This window comes from Tautonia plasticadhaerens (genome assembly GCF_007752535.1).
Classification (GTDB): Bacteria; Planctomycetota; Planctomycetia; order Isosphaerales; family Isosphaeraceae; genus Tautonia; species Tautonia plasticadhaerens.
Genome location: NZ_CP036426.1, coordinates 2625090 through 2640827 on the forward strand (window position 1 = coordinate 2625090; position 15738 = coordinate 2640827).

Consider the following 15738-nt stretch of genomic DNA (forward strand, 5'->3'; position numbering starts at 1 on the left):
GCGGTCAGGCCTCCAGGAAGACCCGGTGATACAGGGCGCAGAGCACGAGATCGCCCGGCACGTCCGCCGGCAGGTCGTATTTCCGCCGGGCCGGACGGGCGAGGTGCCCGGCCATCTCCTCGCGTCGGGAGGGGTTGAAGCGCCTCCGGCGGTTCACGTAGTCCGACAGGGCCCGGGCCAGCTCCGGCCCGGCGTCGATCGTCGCCGGCAGGAGGGGGAGCAGGGCCTCGACGGCCCGGTCGTCCGGCCGGGCCACCCCGGACCGGGGGGGGCGGCCCTCGACGATGACCATCGTCCGGGCCGCGAGGTCGCCGAGCCGCTGGAAGCGTCGGGTCATCACCATGCTCGCCAGGGCGGGCATGTAGGCGAATGGGAGGGCGCCGTCCAGGCACCAGAGCAGGTTGCGGAGGAACGCCTGGCCGCCGCCGATCGGCACCCCCTCGATCGAGACGACCCGGAGCGACATCGCCCGCTTGCCGACGGTCTGCCCGTTGAAGATCCCCTCCAGCAGGGCCCCGTAGCCGAACCGGAGCACGAAGAGGATCACCAGGAACAGCCCCCCCCCGGCGGCCGACCCCAGCGAGAGCGTGAGCGAACCGAGCAGCCCGAGGAACCCGAGCAGGATGAGGACCATCAAGTCGATCAGGTACGCCGACGCCCTCCGGAACGGCCCGGCCAGCGGGTACCGGAAGGCGATCCGTTCGGGGGTGATCAGCCGGACGGTGGTGTCGAGCGCCTCGACCGCCTCCGCGGGCTCGGGGGCCGCCGTGGCCATGACCTGGTGTACCGCCTGCTGCTGCCGTCTCGGCCGGCCCCGCGCCCGGGCCCCCCGGAGCGCATCTCGACCCGACCTCGGTCGATCCATGCTATCCCCGGGCCGCCCGATCGGCAACGCGCCGCCCCGGCGGGCCTCCCCCCGGGCCCCTCCCCCGGGAGGTCAGCCCCCCGCGACCTCCTCGCGGAGGTGCCTGGGCTTGTATTCGGAGAAGACCGTGGTGACGACCGCCCCGGCGTACAGGTCCTTCAGGTAATCCTCGATCAGCTCGGTCTCCTTGCGGGCCTTGATGAGGCCCCGGATCTCGTCCTGGACCTCCTCGAAGCTCAGCCGGCCGGCGGGCCGGGAGGATTCGAGCCGGACGACGTGCAGGCCGGTCGGCCCCTCGATCACGGCGCTGGTCTGGCCGGGCGACATCCCGGCGAGCGCCTCGTTCACCTCGCCCACCGCGTAGCTGCCCGGGGCGGTGGTCCAGAGCCCGCCCTCGGAGGCGTTGGGGCCCTCGCCCAGCTCCCGGGCGACCTGCTCGAACGGCTCCCCCCGGGCGAGCCGGGCCGTCGCCTGGTCGATCTTCGAGCGGGCGGCCTCGCGGCCCGGGTGGTTGGCGAAACGCACGGCCAGCTCCCGCCAGATCAGCTCGGGGCCGCGCCGGAAGGACTCGTGGTCGCGGTTCTCGAAGTAATAGGCCCGCATCTCGGGCAGGTCAACGGTGACCTTCGAGGCGACGTTCATCATCAGGAATTGCTGGTAGACGAACTCCAGCTTGAATGAGTCGATCGCCTCGTCGAGCGACTCGCCGCGCTCGGCCATGACCCGCTCCAGGTCGTAGCGATCCTCGGCCTTGTACTTGTTGAGCAGGGCGGGGAGCTGCTGCTCTTCGAAGAACTCGACGGCCCCCTTGTTGATCATCTCCCAGCGCTTGGGGTCCTTCAGCTCGTTGCGACGGGCCTTCTGGATGACGAGCGAGCGGTCGATCAGGTGGTCGAGCACGCTGGAGGCCAACATCTGCCGGACCTCGGGGGCGGCCTGCTGCTCCGGAGACAGCTCCCGCATCCGGCGGACGACGGCCGATTGCAGCTCGTTCCAGGTGATGATGTCGTTGTCCACCCGGGCGGCCCACTCGCCGACCGGCTGGCCGACGACCGGGGCGGGCCCGGCCGCGCTCGCCTTCGAGATCTCCGGGTCGGCGGGGACCCGGGCGGCCTCGCCGACCGGCCCGGCCGCAGCCCGGTCGGGGGGCGGCACGGGGGCGTCGACCAGGGCGGCCGCGACGGACGACCGACCTGCCTCGGGGGCCCCTGGCGCCGGGTCGGCCGGCGAGGCGGCGACCCGGGGGGCCTCGATCGGTCCCTCCCCGTGGACGCCAGGCGAGACGCCGGAGACCCGGGTCGACGGGGGGGCCGGCCCGGTCGCTGGGACCGGGCCGTTGTTGATCCGGTCCCCGATCGGCGGCAGTCCCGGCGGCAGGCTCGCGGGGGCGAGCCCCGCGGTCGGCTGGAGCCCGTCACGGGTCTGGCTGCAGCCGATCAGGGCCGCGGCGAACATCCCAAGGCCGACCAGGCGCTTCATCGCCACCCCCCTCGACGCACATTCCGGCCGCAGGGGGCCGGATCGGGTCCCGGAACCGGTTCGGACGCGATCGATCGATCCCCGCCCCCTCGGCGGCATCCCGGGCGGGAGGAGGGATCCATCGATCCTCGGACGGATCGCGACGACGTGATGCCGGGACGAGTGACCGGGGACGATACGACGGCCCCCCCGACCTGGCAAGGCCAGTCTCCTCGACCCGCCCCACCCCCGCCGTCCGGGCTTGACCGCCCCGGCCCGCCGCCCTAGAGTACCGCCGCCCCGGGACGGGGCGCGAACCCGGGGATGGGATGGAACCTCGTGCGTAGCACCGACGACGACCGCTCCTGCATCCTGGTCCTGAACTTCGACGGCCGAGGCCTGCTGGCCGAGTGCCTGCCGTCGGTGCTCGACGCCGCCGCCCGGGCCCCGATGCCCTGCGAGGTCACGGTCGTCGACAACAGCTCGACCGACGACTCGGTCCCCTTCCTCCGGGACCGCTTCCCGGGGGTCGCCGTCGTCTCGGAGCCGAACGCCGGGCTCGCCTCGTTCAACCGGGTGCTGGCCGGGAGGGACGAGGACGTCGTCCTCCTGCTGAACAACGACGTGAAGCTCGACCCGGGGGCCGTCGGGCCGCTGGTCGCCGCCGTCCGCAACGACCCCGACGCCCTCTTCGCCGCCCCCCGGTGCTGGACCTTCGACGGCTCGACGTATGAAGGGATGCGGACCCGGGTCCGGATGCGGTTCGGCCTGGTCCAGGGCCTCTGCCGGGTGCCCGGCTTCGAGCGTGAGGTCGACCGCCCCGGCCTGACCGCGAGCGCCGGGCCGGTCCTGGCGGTCGACCGCCGCAAGTTCCTGGAGCTGGGCGGCTACGACCCGCTCTATTTCCCCGGCCGGATCGAGGACCTCGACCTCGGCTTCCGGGCCTGGATGGCCGGCTGGCGTGGGGTCTACGTCCCCGAGTCGGTCGCCTACCACCGGGGCTTCGGTTCGTTCGAGCCCGCCTTCGGCAAGGAGGGCTGCGACCGGCTCGCCCTGCGCAACACGCTCCTGTTCTCCTGGAAGAACCTGAGCGGCCCGAGGCTGCTGGGTCACCTCGGCTGGCTCGCGGTCCGGGCGCTGGTCGCGGCGGGGACGGGGAAGGTCGCCTTCCTCCGGGCATTGGGCGGGGCGTTGGCACGGCTCGACGGCGCCCTCGCCTCGCGTCGGGCCGCCTCGGTCGGGCGTCGGGGGCGCCTCGCCCGGCAGGAGGCCTTCTTCCGGGAGTTCCGCTGGTAGGCCGACCGGCCGCATCGCACCCGAACGACCGACCGCAGGCGATCCGGCGCAGGGAGGCGCCCGATGGCACGAACGAGCAAGACGCCCCCGATCCTCATCGACGCCCGGCCCCGTGGGCCGGACGGCCCGATCGCCGGGATCGCGCTGCTCGGCCGCCCGGTGCTGGCGCACCTGGTCGAGCTGGCCGCCGGGGTCGGCGGCGACGGGGCGCCGGTCACGATCCACGCGAGGGTCGACGAGCACCCGGTCCTCTCCGGGCTGCTGGCCGGGACCCCGGCCGCCCGATCGGTTCGGTTCGTCACGGGCCCGCCGCCGGAGGGTTCGATCGTCCTCCGGGCCGACCGGCTCTACGACCCGAACCGACTCCGACGCGCCGCCCGACGCGGCCGGGACCCGGAGTCGGCCGCCGTCTGGCGGCTCGACTCGCCCCACGCGATCGCCGGGGCCGAGGCGGAGCTGGTCCGTCGCAAGAGCTACCAGCCGATCGGCCGGTACTGGTCGGTCGGCCTCGCCGGGCTGCTGGTCCGGCTGCTGGCGCCGACGAGGGTGAGGCCGCACGCCCTGACGGTCGGCTCGTTCCTGCTGATGCTGGCCGCCTCGGGGCTAGTCGCCTCAAGCCGGCTCGACCCGGCGATCCGCTGGGCCACTGCCGCTGCGGTGGCCCTGGCCCTGGTGCTCGACGGCACCGACGGCCGGCTGGCGAGGAGGCAGGGGACGGCCTCGCCGCTCGGCCGGTGGCTGGACACCACCCTCGACGAGACGGGGGAGATGGTCCTCCATGCGTCGATCGCCCTCGCCGCCTTCTCCCGGACCGGCTGGCCCGGCTGGCTGGCGGTGGGGATGGCGTATGCGATGGGCAAGTACCTGTTCACCGTCAGCAATGACGAGTGGGACCGCGCCGTCGCCCGACAGGACCGCAACTCCGGGCTGGCCCGCGTGCCGCTCGACGCCGAGGCCCGCCCGGCCTCCCCGACGTGGTGGATCCGCCGGCTGGGGCACTCGGACATCCGCTGGCACCTCTGGATCGTCCTGGCCGCGCTCGGGCGGCTGGAGTGGGCGCTGGCCCTGTACGCGGCTTATTTCCCGATCCGCGCCGCGCTGGGCGCGATCCGAAAGGTGGGACCGTCATGGCGAGGCGACCCCGCATCTCGGCCCTGATCATCGCCCGGGACGAGGCGAGTAACCTGCCCGGCTGCCTCGCCTCGCTCGGCTGGGCGGACGAGGTGGTGGTCGTCGTCGACCCCGCCAGCCGGGACGACACCCTGGCGATCGCCCGCCGCAAGGCCGACCGCGTCGTGTCCCGCCCCTTCGACGACTTCGCCTCCCAGCGCAACGCCGCGCTGGAGGCGTCGAGGGGGGACTGGGTCTTCGCCATCGACGCCGACGAGCGGGCCACGCCCGCCCTGGCCGCGCAGATCCGGGACGCCGTGCTCGACCGCAGGTCCCCGCTCGTCGGCTACCGGGTGCCGATCCGGAGCGTGATCCTCGGCCGGCCCTTCGGCCACTCCGGCACCCAGGACGACCGGCCGCTCCGGCTCTTCCGGAGGGGGAAGGGGCGCTGGGTGGGGTCCGTGCACGAGACGGTCGCCCTGCGAGGGCCCGAGGGCGTGCTCACCGAGCCGCTCTTGCACCGGACGATCCCCACGATGGACGTCTTCCTGAGGAAGCTGAACAAATACACGAGCCTGGAAGCGATCGAGTTCCACCGCCAGAATCGGCCGGTGCGCCCCTGGGACCTGGTCGTCCGGCCATTCTGGACCTTCGCCAAGCTCTACGTCGCCAAGCAGGGCTACCGGGACGGCCCCGAGGGCCTGGTCTTCTGCGCGATGTCGGGCGTCTCGGTCGCCGTGCGGCACTGGAAGCACCGCGAGCTAACCCGACGGGCCGAGGCCCGGGGGAGGGCGGCGTGACCCGGCTCGATTCGACCATTGGCGCATCGACGGGCCATCGTTCGGGGTCGCCCCAAGACGCCCCCGTTCCCCCGAAGGCGGCAGCGAAGAGTCCGGCTCTCCGACCCTCGCCCCCGTCCTCGGGGGAGAGGGTGGGCGAAGCCCGGGTGAGGGGGGATCGGGCGATGAGCACGACTCTGCGAACCCTCGACGGCCCCTCACCCCAACCCTCTCCCCGCGAGCGGGGAGAGGGGGACGGGCTCGGGCCCTCGCCCCCGTCTGCGGGGGCGAGGGCGGCCGGAGGCCCAGAGAGGGGGCGGTCCGCAGCCGCCTCCCGCCACGAATCCACGGTCGCCTCCCGGTTCGACGCGCTCGAGGCCCGGTTCAGGGACGAGGTCCCGGCCGACGACTTCCGGCTCTCCGCGATCCTCCGCCACCTCGGTCCGATCGACGGCCGACTCGTGCTCGACCTGGGCTGCGGCAAGGGGCGGTTCGCCTCGAAGCTGGCTCGGAGGGGGGCGAGGGTCGTCGGGCTGGACGTCTCCGGGGCCATGCTCAGGGCCGCCCGCGACTCGGGGTTGCCGGTGGCGCTGGGGTCGATCCGCCGGCTGCCGATCCCGGACGGGGGCATCGACGCGGTCCTCTTCGTCGAGGTCCTGGAGCACGTCTCCCCGGGGGATCTGCCCGTCGTGCTGGCCGAGGCCGCCCGGGTCCTCCGGCCGGGGGGGCGGGTCGTGATCGTGGACAAGAACGCCGCGTCGCTCGACCCGATCCGGCCCTGGCTGCCGGCGGCCCTGGTGAAGCGGATCGACGAGCGGAGGGGCCGGTGGATGTACCCGCCGGGTTCGGCCGTCCGGGAGCGCTGGTTCCGGCCGGGGCAGGTGCCCCGGCTGCTGCGAAGGGCCGGATTCGTCGGCGTCCGGGCCGAGGCGATCCGGTCGCCGATAGAGCAAAAATCGCCGATCTTCCGATTCGTCCCCGTGGCCCGGCGGTTCGTCGCCTGGTCGGCCCGATCGGGGGAGGAGTAGGGCCATGGACGCGACCTCCGGCGCGAACGCGGCCGACGGGCCGCCGGCCCTGCCGCTCCTGCTCTGGGGCACGCCGCCGGGGTTGGAGCGGATCCTCCGGCAGGAGGGGGTGCCGTTCGAGACGATCGTCGAGCCCCACCCCGTCGTCCTCCAGCGCGGGCGGTTCCTCCTCTTCGACGGCCGATCCGGCATCTCGGCCCGGGGGCTGCCGCTGGGCCCGGTGCAGGAGGCGATCGACGTCGACCGCCTCCGATCCGGCTGGCCGTTCGACCCCTTCGACGCCCTGGTCGACCACCGGGCCGGTCCGAGCACCTGGCAGGTCGCCGGGGCCGAGCTGACCGAGCGCGTCTCGACCCGGGACAAGGGGGCGATCCGCCGCCTCCTGCTCGCCCGGCTCCGCGAGGAGGTCTCCCGGAGGGGGGGGATCTGGGCCCGGATCTCGGCCTTCCCCTACCCGTACCGGGCCGCCTTCAACCTCCGGCTCGACCTGGATGAGCCGTTCCCCGACGACTACCGACGCTTCGCCGAGGCCCGGAGGCCGCTCGACGACTGCTCCACCCACTTCGTCAGCACCGCCGCCTACGGCCGGGACGAGTCGGTGCTGGCCGACCTCCGCCGGCTCGATACCCAGTCCCACGGGCACTTCCATGTCGTCTACCGGGACCCGGTCGCCAATCGCCGGAACCTGGAGCGGGCCCACGCCCTGCTCGTCGATCGGGGGTTCGACCCCGTCGGCTTCGCGGCGCCGGAAGGGAGGTGGAACCCGGGCCTCGACGCGGCGATCGAAGGCCTCGGCTACCTGTATTCCTCCGACTTCAGCCTCGGCTACGACGACCTGCCCTCGTTCCCCTGGCTGGGAGGACGCTGGTCGAAGGTGCTCCAGGTGCCGATCCACCCGATCTGCGAGGGGCTGTTCGTCGAGGCCGGGATCGGCGAGGGCGGGACCATCGCCTCCCACCTGGTGAGGGCCGTTCGGGCCCGGATCGACCAGGGGGAGCCGGCCTTCGTCTACGGCCACCCCGAGCGGAGGCTGGCCTATTTCCCCGAGGTCCTGGAGGCGCTGGCCGGGGAGGTGGACCGCTACGAGCTGACCTGGCGGGCCACCCTCACCGACTTCGCCCGATGGTGGTCCTGGAGGGACCGCCGCCGCTGGTCCGTCTCGCCGAGGGGGCCGGGGCGATTCGAGGTCGCCTTCGAGGACTGGGGCAGCTCATATCCGATGACCCTGGAAGTGGTCCGGGGCCGTCACGTAGCCAGCCTGCCGATGCCCGGCCCCCGGGGGACGCTCCGGCTCGACGGCCTGGCCTTCGAGGGCCCCTCCCACCGGGTCGACCTGCCGGGGCCCTCCGCCGTCCGCCCCCCCTTCAGCCTGAAGGCCGCCGTGCGGTCGGCCCTCGACTGGGAGACGGTGACCCCCGTCGAGGAGCTGGACGAAGACTCCCTCCCCTCGATGCTCAAGAAGAACCTCCGACGCTGGCGGGACCGCCGACGAGGGTCCCAGGTCGGGGCCGGGGGCGGCCGGGCGACGGCTCTGCCCCGGTGATCGACCGGGCAGCCCTCGAAGTCGATTTCCCCGCCCTTGCGCCTCAGCGGGATGGCCCGGGTTCGTCACCGGGGGGATCCGCCGGGGTCGCCCCGGGATCGGGCTCGACGGCCTCGGATTCGTCGGCCTTCGTCCCGGGGAGGGCCCAGGGCACGAAGGCCGACTGGCAGACCGCGCCGGTCTTGCGGTCCTGGACGAAGACGACAAGGCCGAGGCGGTCGGTCGGCAGGCCGGGGGCGACCTTGAAGGAGAAGGCGGACTCGGAGGCCGTCCGGTCGTCCTCCAGGGTGGCAAACTCGTATTCGGTCTTCCGCGCCGGGTAGCGGTTCACGAGGGTCTTGCCCGCGTTCTCCCCCGAGGGGACCTCGGTGGCGACCCGGTCGTCCCGGAGCACGGCGCAGACGAGCAACTCCCGGCCGACGACCCGGGAGGATAAGGGGGAGACGGCCACCCTCAGGTCGGCGGATCCGGGCTCGGCCCCCGGCGTCAGCTCGGCGTCGATGGAGACCAGCGGCGGCCTCGACCTGGCGGCCTTGACGGCGAGCCGGAGGTTCCGGGGGTCCCGGCCGTTGACGGTCTGGACGCCGTCGACCATCATCATCGGCGTGTAATAGAGCCCATACTCGGGGTTCTTGGGCTTGGTGTACAGCTCGTTGTAGGTCCACTGCCGCCGGCTGTAGAGCGTCTCCGAGAAGGGGTCCTCCCAGGGCTCGTTGAAGTAGTCGACGTGGAAGGCCACGGTGAGGGCCTGGCCGTCCGCATCCCCCAGGTCGCCGAGGATCTCCTCCGCCTCCGGGCACATGTTGCAGCCCTGGGAAGTGAACAGCTCGACGAGCACCCGACGCTCGTCGACCCCCGAGGTCCCGGGCTGCGCCCGGGCCTCGGGCCCCACCAGGGCGAGGATCGCGGCGGGGAGGAGTCTGAGGATCATCGCATTGCGCATTCGGGAGCCCCGTTTCGGATCGAGTCGAGGGGGTGCATCCGCCCGGGCGAGGCGCCCCTGGCCGGGCCCGGCTGGCTGGGACAGGGACGACGCCCCGTGCGGCCCTATTCGTCCGGCCCGCCGGAAGGCCGGGCCCGAGCGATCCGGTTGCAGGGAGCTACTTCCCGACGTGGGAGAGGAACGCGAACGGCTCGGCGGGCTCGAAATTGGCGGTCGGGTCGCCGATCAGGCCGGGAGGCGCTGGCCGGGGAGGTGGACCGCTACGAGCTGACCTGGCGGGCCACCCTCACCGACTTCGCCCGCTGGTGGTCCTGGAGGGACCGCCGCCGCTGGTCCGTCTCGCCCAGGGGGCCGGGGCGATTCGAGGTCGCCTTCGAGGACTGGGGCGGCTCGTACCCGATGACCCTGGAGGTGGTCCGGGGCCGTCACGTCGCCAGCCTGCCGATGCCCGGCCCCCGGGGGCTGCTCCGGCTCGACGGCCTGGCCTTCGAGGGGCCCTCCCACCGGGTCGACCTGCCGGGCCCCTCCGCCGTCCGCCCCCCCTTCAGCCTGAAGGCCGCCGTGCGGGCGGCCCTCGACTGGGAGACGGTGACCCCCGCCGAGGAGCTGGACGAAGACTCGCTCCCCGCACTCCTCAAGAAGAACCTCCGACGCTGGCGGGACCGCAAACCACGGCCGTCCCCCTCGGCAAGCCGGCCGAGGTCCTCGGGATCACGGTGATCGATCGCCCCGGAGACGACGGGAGGGTGGTCAGATGCCGTCGGCGAGGACGCCGAGCATGGCCTCGACGAACACGTCGATCTCGTCGGGCGTGGTGTAGAGGTTCGGCGAGATCCTCACCCCGGCGAACTGCTCGTGGGTGGTCGGGGAGGTGACGATCTGGTGCTTGCCCCAGAGGTGCCCGAACAGGGCACCGTTGTCGATCCCGTCGACCCGCACCAGCGCGATGCCGGTCGAGGCGTCGTCGTCGTCGATCGAAGTCAGGATCTCGACCCGGGGGTCGGCCTCCCGGAGCGGCTTGGCCCATCGGTCCCGGAGGTAGCGGAGCCGGGCGAGCTTGCGGTCGACGCCGATGGCCCGGTGGAAGGCCAGGGCGGCGGCGATGGCGTTGTGGATCGCGGCCGGGTGGGTGCCGATCTCCTCGAACTTGCGGATGTCCTCGTCGCCGGCCGAGGAGGACATCATCGGCCAGACGTCCTTGATCCTCCCCTTGCGGACGTAGAGGAAGCCGGTGCCGATGGGGGCCAGCAGCCACTTGTGCAGGCTCGTGCCGTAGAAGTCGCACCCCAGGTCGTCTCGGCGGTCGGGGAGCTGCGCGAAGCCGTGGGCGCCGTCGACGAGCACGTCGATCCCGCGCTCCCGGGCCAGTTGGCAGACCTCCCGGATCGGGAAGACCTGGCCGGACCAGTTCGTCACCTGGGGCAGCTCGACGACCCGGGTCCGGTCGGTGATCGCCCCCCGAATCCCGTCGAGGAACACGTCGGGGGACGGCAGCGGGACGGGGAACGAGAGTTTCTTGACCACGACCCCGTCCCGGCGGGCCCGCTGCGTCCAGCAAGTCTGCATGTGGGGATAATTCTGGTCGGTGATGATCGCCTCGTCGCCGGCCTCCAGGTCGAGGCCGAAGATGAGCGTGGCCATCGCCTCGGTGGCGTTTCGGGTGATGGCGAGCTCTTCGGGGTCGCAGCCGAACTCGCGGGCCAGCTCCCGGCGGACCGACTCGACCCGGGGCTCGAGCACCCTCCACATGTGCTGGACGGGGGACTCGTTGGTGAACCTCAGGTCCCGGATCATCTGCTCGAGCACGTGGCTCGGGGTCGGGCAGACGCCCCCGTTGTTCAGGTTGATGACCGTGCGATCGGTGTCGAAGCAGTGCTTGATCTCGAGCCAGTAGTCCTCGTCCCGGGCGACCTCGGCGGCGGGCCGTCGGCCGGCCCGCTCGGAGGCCCCGGCGGCCCGGGCGATGGCATCGCCCCGGAAGGACGCGCCGGCCAGGCCGACGCCGGCGACTCCGGCGAGGAAGGAACGTCGAGAGGCCATGCGATACCTCGGGGGGGCGGGTGCGAGCGAGGGGGGCCGGGGCCTCGCCGGACGAGGGCCGCGTGCTCGGGCCGGGCGAGCGCGATCCGCCGGCACGGCCCGGCGCCCCGAATCGGTCGAGGGGGCCGGCGGCCCGGGTGGGCGAGCCGCCGGGGTCGGTTAAAACTGGTCGGCGCTGATGACCTCGCCGCCGTTCCTCGACGAGAGGGCCTGGAAGACGCCGACCCGGGTGCCGGGGACCACGGTGTAGACGCCGTTGGTCTGGGTCACGCCGACGGGGAGCAGGGTCGCCTCGTCGTACTGCCAGGTGTCGATGGTGTCCTTGAGGAAGCGGACCGAGCCGTCGGCGAAGGCGAAGTTCGCGCCGCCCGGGTGCAGGCTGGAGGCGGCGGCGGTGTAGGCGTTGCCGCCGCCGGGCACGCCCACGTCGGGGCCGGTCACCCGGATCCGGTTGTAGGGGTTCAGCGGGAAGAGGGTGGTGAACATCGTGTCGCTGTAGGCGCCGGAGAACCACAGGAACCAGACGTCCTTGCTCTCGGGGGGCAGGATCCGGCTGAAGGCCCGCTCACCCAGCAGCAGGGTGTTGCTCGTGCCGTCCCGGATGGCGGAGAGGGGCACCTGGCTGCCGAAGTGGATCGTGCCGTTCGCCTTGGAGACGATGGCCGAGTAGTTCGGGTCGACGCCGTTGGGGCCGCTCGGGTAGGCCGGGAACATGCCGGCGTTGCCAGCATAGGAGGTGTGGTAGAGCAGCCACGGGGGATTGGCGACGAGGCCGCCCGGCACGCCGCTGCAACTGCCCAGGAAGTTCCTGGGGATGCTCGCCACGACCGGCTGGGAGACCTCCGGGTCACTCGGGCACCACAGGGCGCTGAAGCCCAGACCCATGACCGTGGAATTCGGGGCCTGGTAGGGGTGCAGCTGGTAGTTATACGAATTGACGGCCGAGATCTGCTCGAAGTAGGGCAGCAGTCCCATGTAGAAGCTGTGGGCCTGTTTCCACCGGTTGCAGGTCTGGGGCCACATGTAGAAGGAGCCCATCGGCAGCATCTGGTTGCTGTCGACGTAGTTGTGGGTCGCCAGGGCGAGCTGCTTGAGGTTGTTGGTGCACTGGGCCCGCCGGGCCGCCTCCCGGGCCGCCTGCACCGCCGGCAGTAAGAGGGCGATGAGGACGCCGATGATGGCGATGACCACCAGCAGCTCGATCAGCGTGAAGCCGAGGCGGCCTCGACTGCGCCGAGAACGATCGGACATGGACGGCTCCTTGTGATCGGGGGAGAGGTTCGAGGGATTGGAGTCGCCCGCCCGGGTCGGTCGCGAACGACCGGGCCCCGGGCGGGGGCGGCTCAGCGGGGCTCGGGCGACGAACCGGACACCGGCTGGGCGATGTTCTGCTCCATCTGCTCCCGGTAGTCGGCCGGGGCCTGGCCCTGGATCGTCCCGGCCGGCTCGCGCTCCGAGGAGCCGCAGCCGATCGTCGGGAGGGCTCCCAAGATCGTCAGGGTCGAGGCCAGGGCCGCTCGTCTGAGGCTGGACACGGTGATGAAGCTCCCAGGTGGGGGGCGGGGATCGGCGCGGATCGTCTACGGCGGCCTGGGGATGAGTCCCGAAGTCCAGGGCCAAACCCGGATGTCAACGCTCTACCTACCTATGAGCGTCAATCGACGGACGCCGGGCCCAAGGAGTGGGGCCGGCGTCTTCGGGCGGCTCGACCTCGACCTGGAGCCCCCTTGGGTGAAGAGGATCCTCCGCCGGTCAACGCCTGCCGGGGATAACCAACGGCGTGAAACCTCAAAAAAGACGCTACCCATGCCTGAGAGAACTGTCAATGACCACCTCGTCGGGGACTTCCGAGACGCGACCCTCCCCTCGGGCCGGCGGATCGACCGGGCCCTACTCGCCTCCCCCTTGCATTGCCCCCCCGGTCGTCGTACGCACCTACCTTCTTCGCGACTCGTCCCGGGGCGCCCGGGAGGGTCTCCAACCACCCCCTCCCCGCCGATCGGGATGTCCTTCGAGATGACGTCGTTCGACTGGCTATCGACCCGATCCTCCGGCCCGATGGATGCCGGGGCCGTGATCCTGCACTCACCGAGCCACGCCTTCCAGGCGCCGGGAGGGGGCGAGGTGCAACTGGCCCGGACGGCCAGGCACCTGGAGGCGGTCGGGGTGAGGGTCCGGCCGTTCAACCCGTGGACGGACCGGCTGGAGGAGGGGAGGCTGCTGCACCTGTTCGGCATGTCGAGGGAGGGGCTCGAGCTGGCGAGGGTGGCCGGGGCGAGGGCCGTCCCGGTCGTGCTCTCACCGATCTGCTGGTTCGAGCCGTCGGCATTGTGGGGCCTGGCCCCGAGCCGGGTGAAAGGGGCGAGGGACCTGGGGGCGTGGGCCTTGCGGCGGGCGGTCCCCCGGCTCCCGGGCTGGCGGCGGGAGCTGCTGGGGATCGCCGACGCGGTCCTGCCGAACTCCGAGTCCGAGGGGGAGCAGCTTGTCCGACTCTTCAAGCTCGACCGGCGGAAGATCCGGGTGGTCCCCAACGGGGTGGAGCCCGACGTGGCGGAGGCGGATCCGGCCCTCTTCCGCCAACGGGTCGGCGCGGGGGGATTCGTGCTGTACGCGGGGAGGATCGAGCCCAGGAAGAATGTGCTGGGGCTGGTGAGGGGGGCAAAACGGGGAAACCTGCCGCTGGTGGTGATCGGCGACCCGGTGCCGGGCTGCGAATCCTATGCATCGCGGTGCAAGGCCGAGGGGGGAGCCGGCGTGACCTGGGTGCCAAGGATGGACGCCGACGACCCCGCCCTGGCGTCGGCCTTCCGGGCGGCCCGGGTCTTCGCCCTGCCGAGCTGGTTCGAGACGCCGGGCCTGGCGGCCCTGGAGGCGGCGCTGGCGGGGTGCGCCGTGGTGATCACGCCGTTCGGGAGCACCCGGGAGTATTTCGGGGATCGGGCGTTCTACGCGAGGCCGGGGAAGGTGGGGGAGATCGCCGGGGCCTTGCAAACCGCGTGGGAGGCCGGTCGGGGCGGAACTGAGCTTGCCGAACTCGTCCGTCGGCGGTACCTCTGGGCGACCGTGGCCCGAAGGACGGCGGAGGTCTATGACGAGATCGCCCCGACAGGTTGATCGGGCGCCGGGCCCCGTGCCGGTCCGCCGCTACCGCTACAGCAAGTGGCGATGGCGGGTGCTCGTCGGCGTGCTGGACGCCGTCGGGGGGCTGGCGATCCTCCTCTGGAGGCTCGCCCGGCCGGTCGGCAACTGGCCGGATCCGGGGCGGATCCTCGTGGTGCAGCTCGACCACCTGGGGGACTCGGTGCTGTCGAGCCCGATCTTCCCGAGGCTCCGGGCGAGGTTCCCGGGGGCGTCGATCGACGTGCTGGCCTCGCCGAGCAACCGGGCGGTCTTCGAGGCCGAGCCCCTGGTCGACCGGGTCATCCTGGCCGACCGCAACTGGTTCGAGCGCCGGCCGGGCCGGTGGGCCCTGGCCTCGGCGGTCTGGTCGATCGGCCGGACGCTCCGACGGGGGCGTTACGACCTGGGGATCGACGTGAGGGGGGACGTGCTCTCGGTGCTCGTGCTCGCCCTGGCCGGGATCCCCAGGAGGGTCGGCTGGGCGATGGGGGGCGGCGGGTTCCTGCTGACCGACCTGGCCGACTGGGTGCCGGGGAGGCATGAAGTCGAATCCCGGCTCGCCCTGCTCGACGCGATCGGGGTCGATCGCGTCGGGGACGACGAGGCGAGGGTGTCGGTCCACGTCTCGGACCGGGACCGGGCCCGGGTGTCCCGGATGCTCCGGGAGGCCTGGACCGGAGACGACCGGGCGGCCCGGAAGGCGGCCCGGAAAGCCCTGGCGGCGGTCCCGGCGGGGGGAGGCCCGTCGGCCGAACGGGCCGATCCCCCTGGGGCGTTCCCCGACGAGTTCGAGCCCGACTGGCTGCACGCGGGCCGGTTCGGGGCCTCGGCCCCGCTGCTCGCGGTGCACCTGGGGGCGGGGACCCTGGCGAAGCGCTGGCCGATCGCCCACTGGGACGACCTGCTCGGCCGGTTCCTGAAGGACGGCTGGCGGGCGGTGGTCATCGGCGGCCCGGACGACGACGGCCTGGCGGCGACGCTCCGGTCGCATCCCGGGCTGAGGGACTGGACGGGCCGGCTCGCCGTGGCCGAGACGACCGCCCTGCTGGAGCGGGCCGACCTGTTCCTGGGCGTCGACAGCGGGCCGGCGCACCTGGCGGCGTGCGCGGGGGTGCCCTCGGTGGTCCTCTTCAGCGGCACGAACCGGGTGGGGCAGTGGCGGCCCTGGTCGAGGCGGAGCCTGGTGCTCCGCCGCGACGTGCCCTGCCGCCCCTGCCACCGCAAGGCCTGCCCGCTGGCCGATCACCCATGCATGTCGGGGATGACCCCGGATCGGGTCTACGAGGCGTCGAGGCGATGGTGGTCGAGGCTGCACCGGTCGGAGTCCCCCCATGCACCGCTCTGAGGCCGCCCGGCCGTTCGATTGGCGATCGTGGCTGACGCTCGGCTGGGTCGTCGTCTTCGGGGCCCTGTATGCCCGGATGGTGCTCCGGGAACGACTGCCGGGGGCGTGGGAGGCGATCGAGGGGATGGCCCGCGCGGGATGAGCCCGGGCGTCGTCGGGCGTCGGGGCCGGGGTGCCCGTCGAACGGTAGGCGCGGTCGCGGGGGCTCTGC

At 72.8% G+C, this 15738-nt stretch carries 15 protein-coding genes; 9 read left to right on the plus strand and 6 right to left on the minus strand.

Features of this window, described 5'->3' with window-relative positions; all coding sequences use genetic code 11:
• Window positions 1–4: 4 nt before the first annotated feature.
• Together ElP_RS10175 and ElP_RS40585 are read right to left on the minus strand one after the other, a co-directional pair.
• The gene (locus ElP_RS10175) at window positions 5–865 is read right to left on the minus strand and encodes an RDD family protein (RefSeq protein ID WP_231749627.1); all 861 of its coding nucleotides are present in this window, start codon (window positions 863–865) and stop codon (window positions 5–7) included.
• A gap of 72 nt (window positions 866–937) precedes the next feature.
• A complete protein-coding gene (locus tag ElP_RS40585) occupies window positions 938–2344 on the minus strand; it encodes a peptidylprolyl isomerase (protein ID WP_145268934.1) in 1407 nt (468 codons plus the stop codon).
• 318 nt (window positions 2345–2662) lie between these two features.
• On the opposite strand from ElP_RS40585, the gene ElP_RS10185 reads away from it, so the two are divergent.
• The 5 genes from ElP_RS10185 to ElP_RS10205 all read left to right on the plus strand — a co-directional run bounded on the left by ElP_RS10185 (window position 2663) and on the right by ElP_RS10205 (window position 8079).
• Window positions 2663–3619 carry a glycosyltransferase gene (locus ElP_RS10185; protein WP_231749628.1) on the plus strand — a complete coding sequence of 319 codons (957 nt, stop codon included), beginning with the start codon at window positions 2663–2665 and terminating at the stop codon, window positions 3617–3619.
• 63 nt (window positions 3620–3682) lie between these two features.
• On the plus strand, window positions 3683–4777 hold the full coding sequence (locus tag ElP_RS10190; RefSeq protein ID WP_145268939.1) for a CDP-alcohol phosphatidyltransferase family protein: 1095 nt from the start codon (window positions 3683–3685) through the stop codon (window positions 4775–4777).
• On the plus strand, window positions 4747–5529 hold the full coding sequence (locus ElP_RS10195) for a glycosyltransferase family 2 protein (protein ID WP_145268941.1): 783 nt from the start codon (window positions 4747–4749) through the stop codon (window positions 5527–5529). Before ElP_RS10190 ends, ElP_RS10195 begins: the two co-directional genes overlap by 31 nt.
• 164 nt (window positions 5530–5693) lie before the next feature.
• Window positions 5694–6536 (plus strand): class I SAM-dependent methyltransferase, encoded by an 843-nt coding sequence (locus tag ElP_RS10200; RefSeq protein WP_145268943.1) that lies wholly within the window; start codon window positions 5694–5696, stop codon window positions 6534–6536.
• A gap of 4 nt (window positions 6537–6540) precedes the next feature.
• A complete protein-coding gene (locus ElP_RS10205) occupies window positions 6541–8079 on the plus strand; it encodes a polysaccharide deacetylase family protein (protein WP_145268945.1) in 1539 nt (512 codons plus the stop codon).
• A 43-nt stretch (window positions 8080–8122) separates the two neighbouring features.
• Here the strand turns inward: ElP_RS10205 and ElP_RS10210 are convergent, their stop codons facing one another.
• Window positions 8123–9010 carry a DUF1223 domain-containing protein gene (locus ElP_RS10210; RefSeq protein WP_197446862.1) on the minus strand — a complete coding sequence of 296 codons (888 nt, stop codon included), beginning with the start codon at window positions 9008–9010 and terminating at the stop codon, window positions 8123–8125.
• A 264-nt stretch (window positions 9011–9274) separates the two neighbouring features.
• Between ElP_RS10210 and ElP_RS10215 the strand changes: the two genes are divergently transcribed.
• Window positions 9275–9742, plus strand: coding sequence for a hypothetical protein (locus ElP_RS10215; protein WP_145268949.1), 468 nt, complete (start codon window positions 9275–9277; stop codon window positions 9740–9742).
• A 30-nt stretch (window positions 9743–9772) separates the two neighbouring features.
• On the opposite strand, the gene ElP_RS10220 is transcribed toward ElP_RS10215, so the two are convergent.
• The 3 genes from ElP_RS10220 to ElP_RS10230 all read right to left on the minus strand — a co-directional run bounded on the left by ElP_RS10220 (window position 9773) and on the right by ElP_RS10230 (window position 12597).
• Complete coding sequence (locus ElP_RS10220; RefSeq protein ID WP_145268951.1) at window positions 9773–11062, minus strand: aminotransferase class V-fold PLP-dependent enzyme; 1290 nt, start codon at window positions 11060–11062, stop codon at window positions 9773–9775.
• Window positions 11063–11221: 159 nt separating this feature from the next.
• Window positions 11222–12313 carry a DUF1559 family PulG-like putative transporter gene (locus tag ElP_RS10225; RefSeq protein WP_145268953.1) on the minus strand — a complete coding sequence of 364 codons (1092 nt, stop codon included), beginning with the start codon at window positions 12311–12313 and terminating at the stop codon, window positions 11222–11224.
• Between the two features lie 92 nt (window positions 12314–12405).
• Entirely contained in the window at window positions 12406–12597 is a 192-nt protein-coding gene (locus tag ElP_RS10230) for a 2-C-methyl-D-erythritol 2,4-cyclodiphosphate synthase (RefSeq protein WP_145268956.1), read from the minus strand.
• 481 nt (window positions 12598–13078) lie between these two features.
• On the opposite strand from ElP_RS10230, the gene ElP_RS10235 reads away from it, so the two are divergent.
• Genes ElP_RS10235 through ElP_RS37815 form a run of 3 tightly spaced genes read left to right on the plus strand, consistent with a single transcriptional unit; the run spans window position 13079 to window position 15669 of the window.
• On the plus strand, window positions 13079–14176 hold the full coding sequence (locus ElP_RS10235; RefSeq protein ID WP_145268958.1) for a glycosyltransferase: 1098 nt from the start codon (window positions 13079–13081) through the stop codon (window positions 14174–14176).
• Entirely contained in the window at window positions 14151–15527 is a 1377-nt protein-coding gene (locus ElP_RS10240) for a glycosyltransferase family 9 protein (RefSeq protein WP_145268960.1), read from the plus strand. The genes ElP_RS10235 and ElP_RS10240 overlap by 26 nt, the downstream gene beginning before the upstream one ends.
• A complete protein-coding gene (locus tag ElP_RS37815; RefSeq protein WP_197446863.1) occupies window positions 15514–15669 on the plus strand; it encodes a hypothetical protein in 156 nt (51 codons plus the stop codon). Before ElP_RS10240 ends, ElP_RS37815 begins: the two co-directional genes overlap by 14 nt.
• Window positions 15670–15738 lie beyond the last annotated feature (69 nt).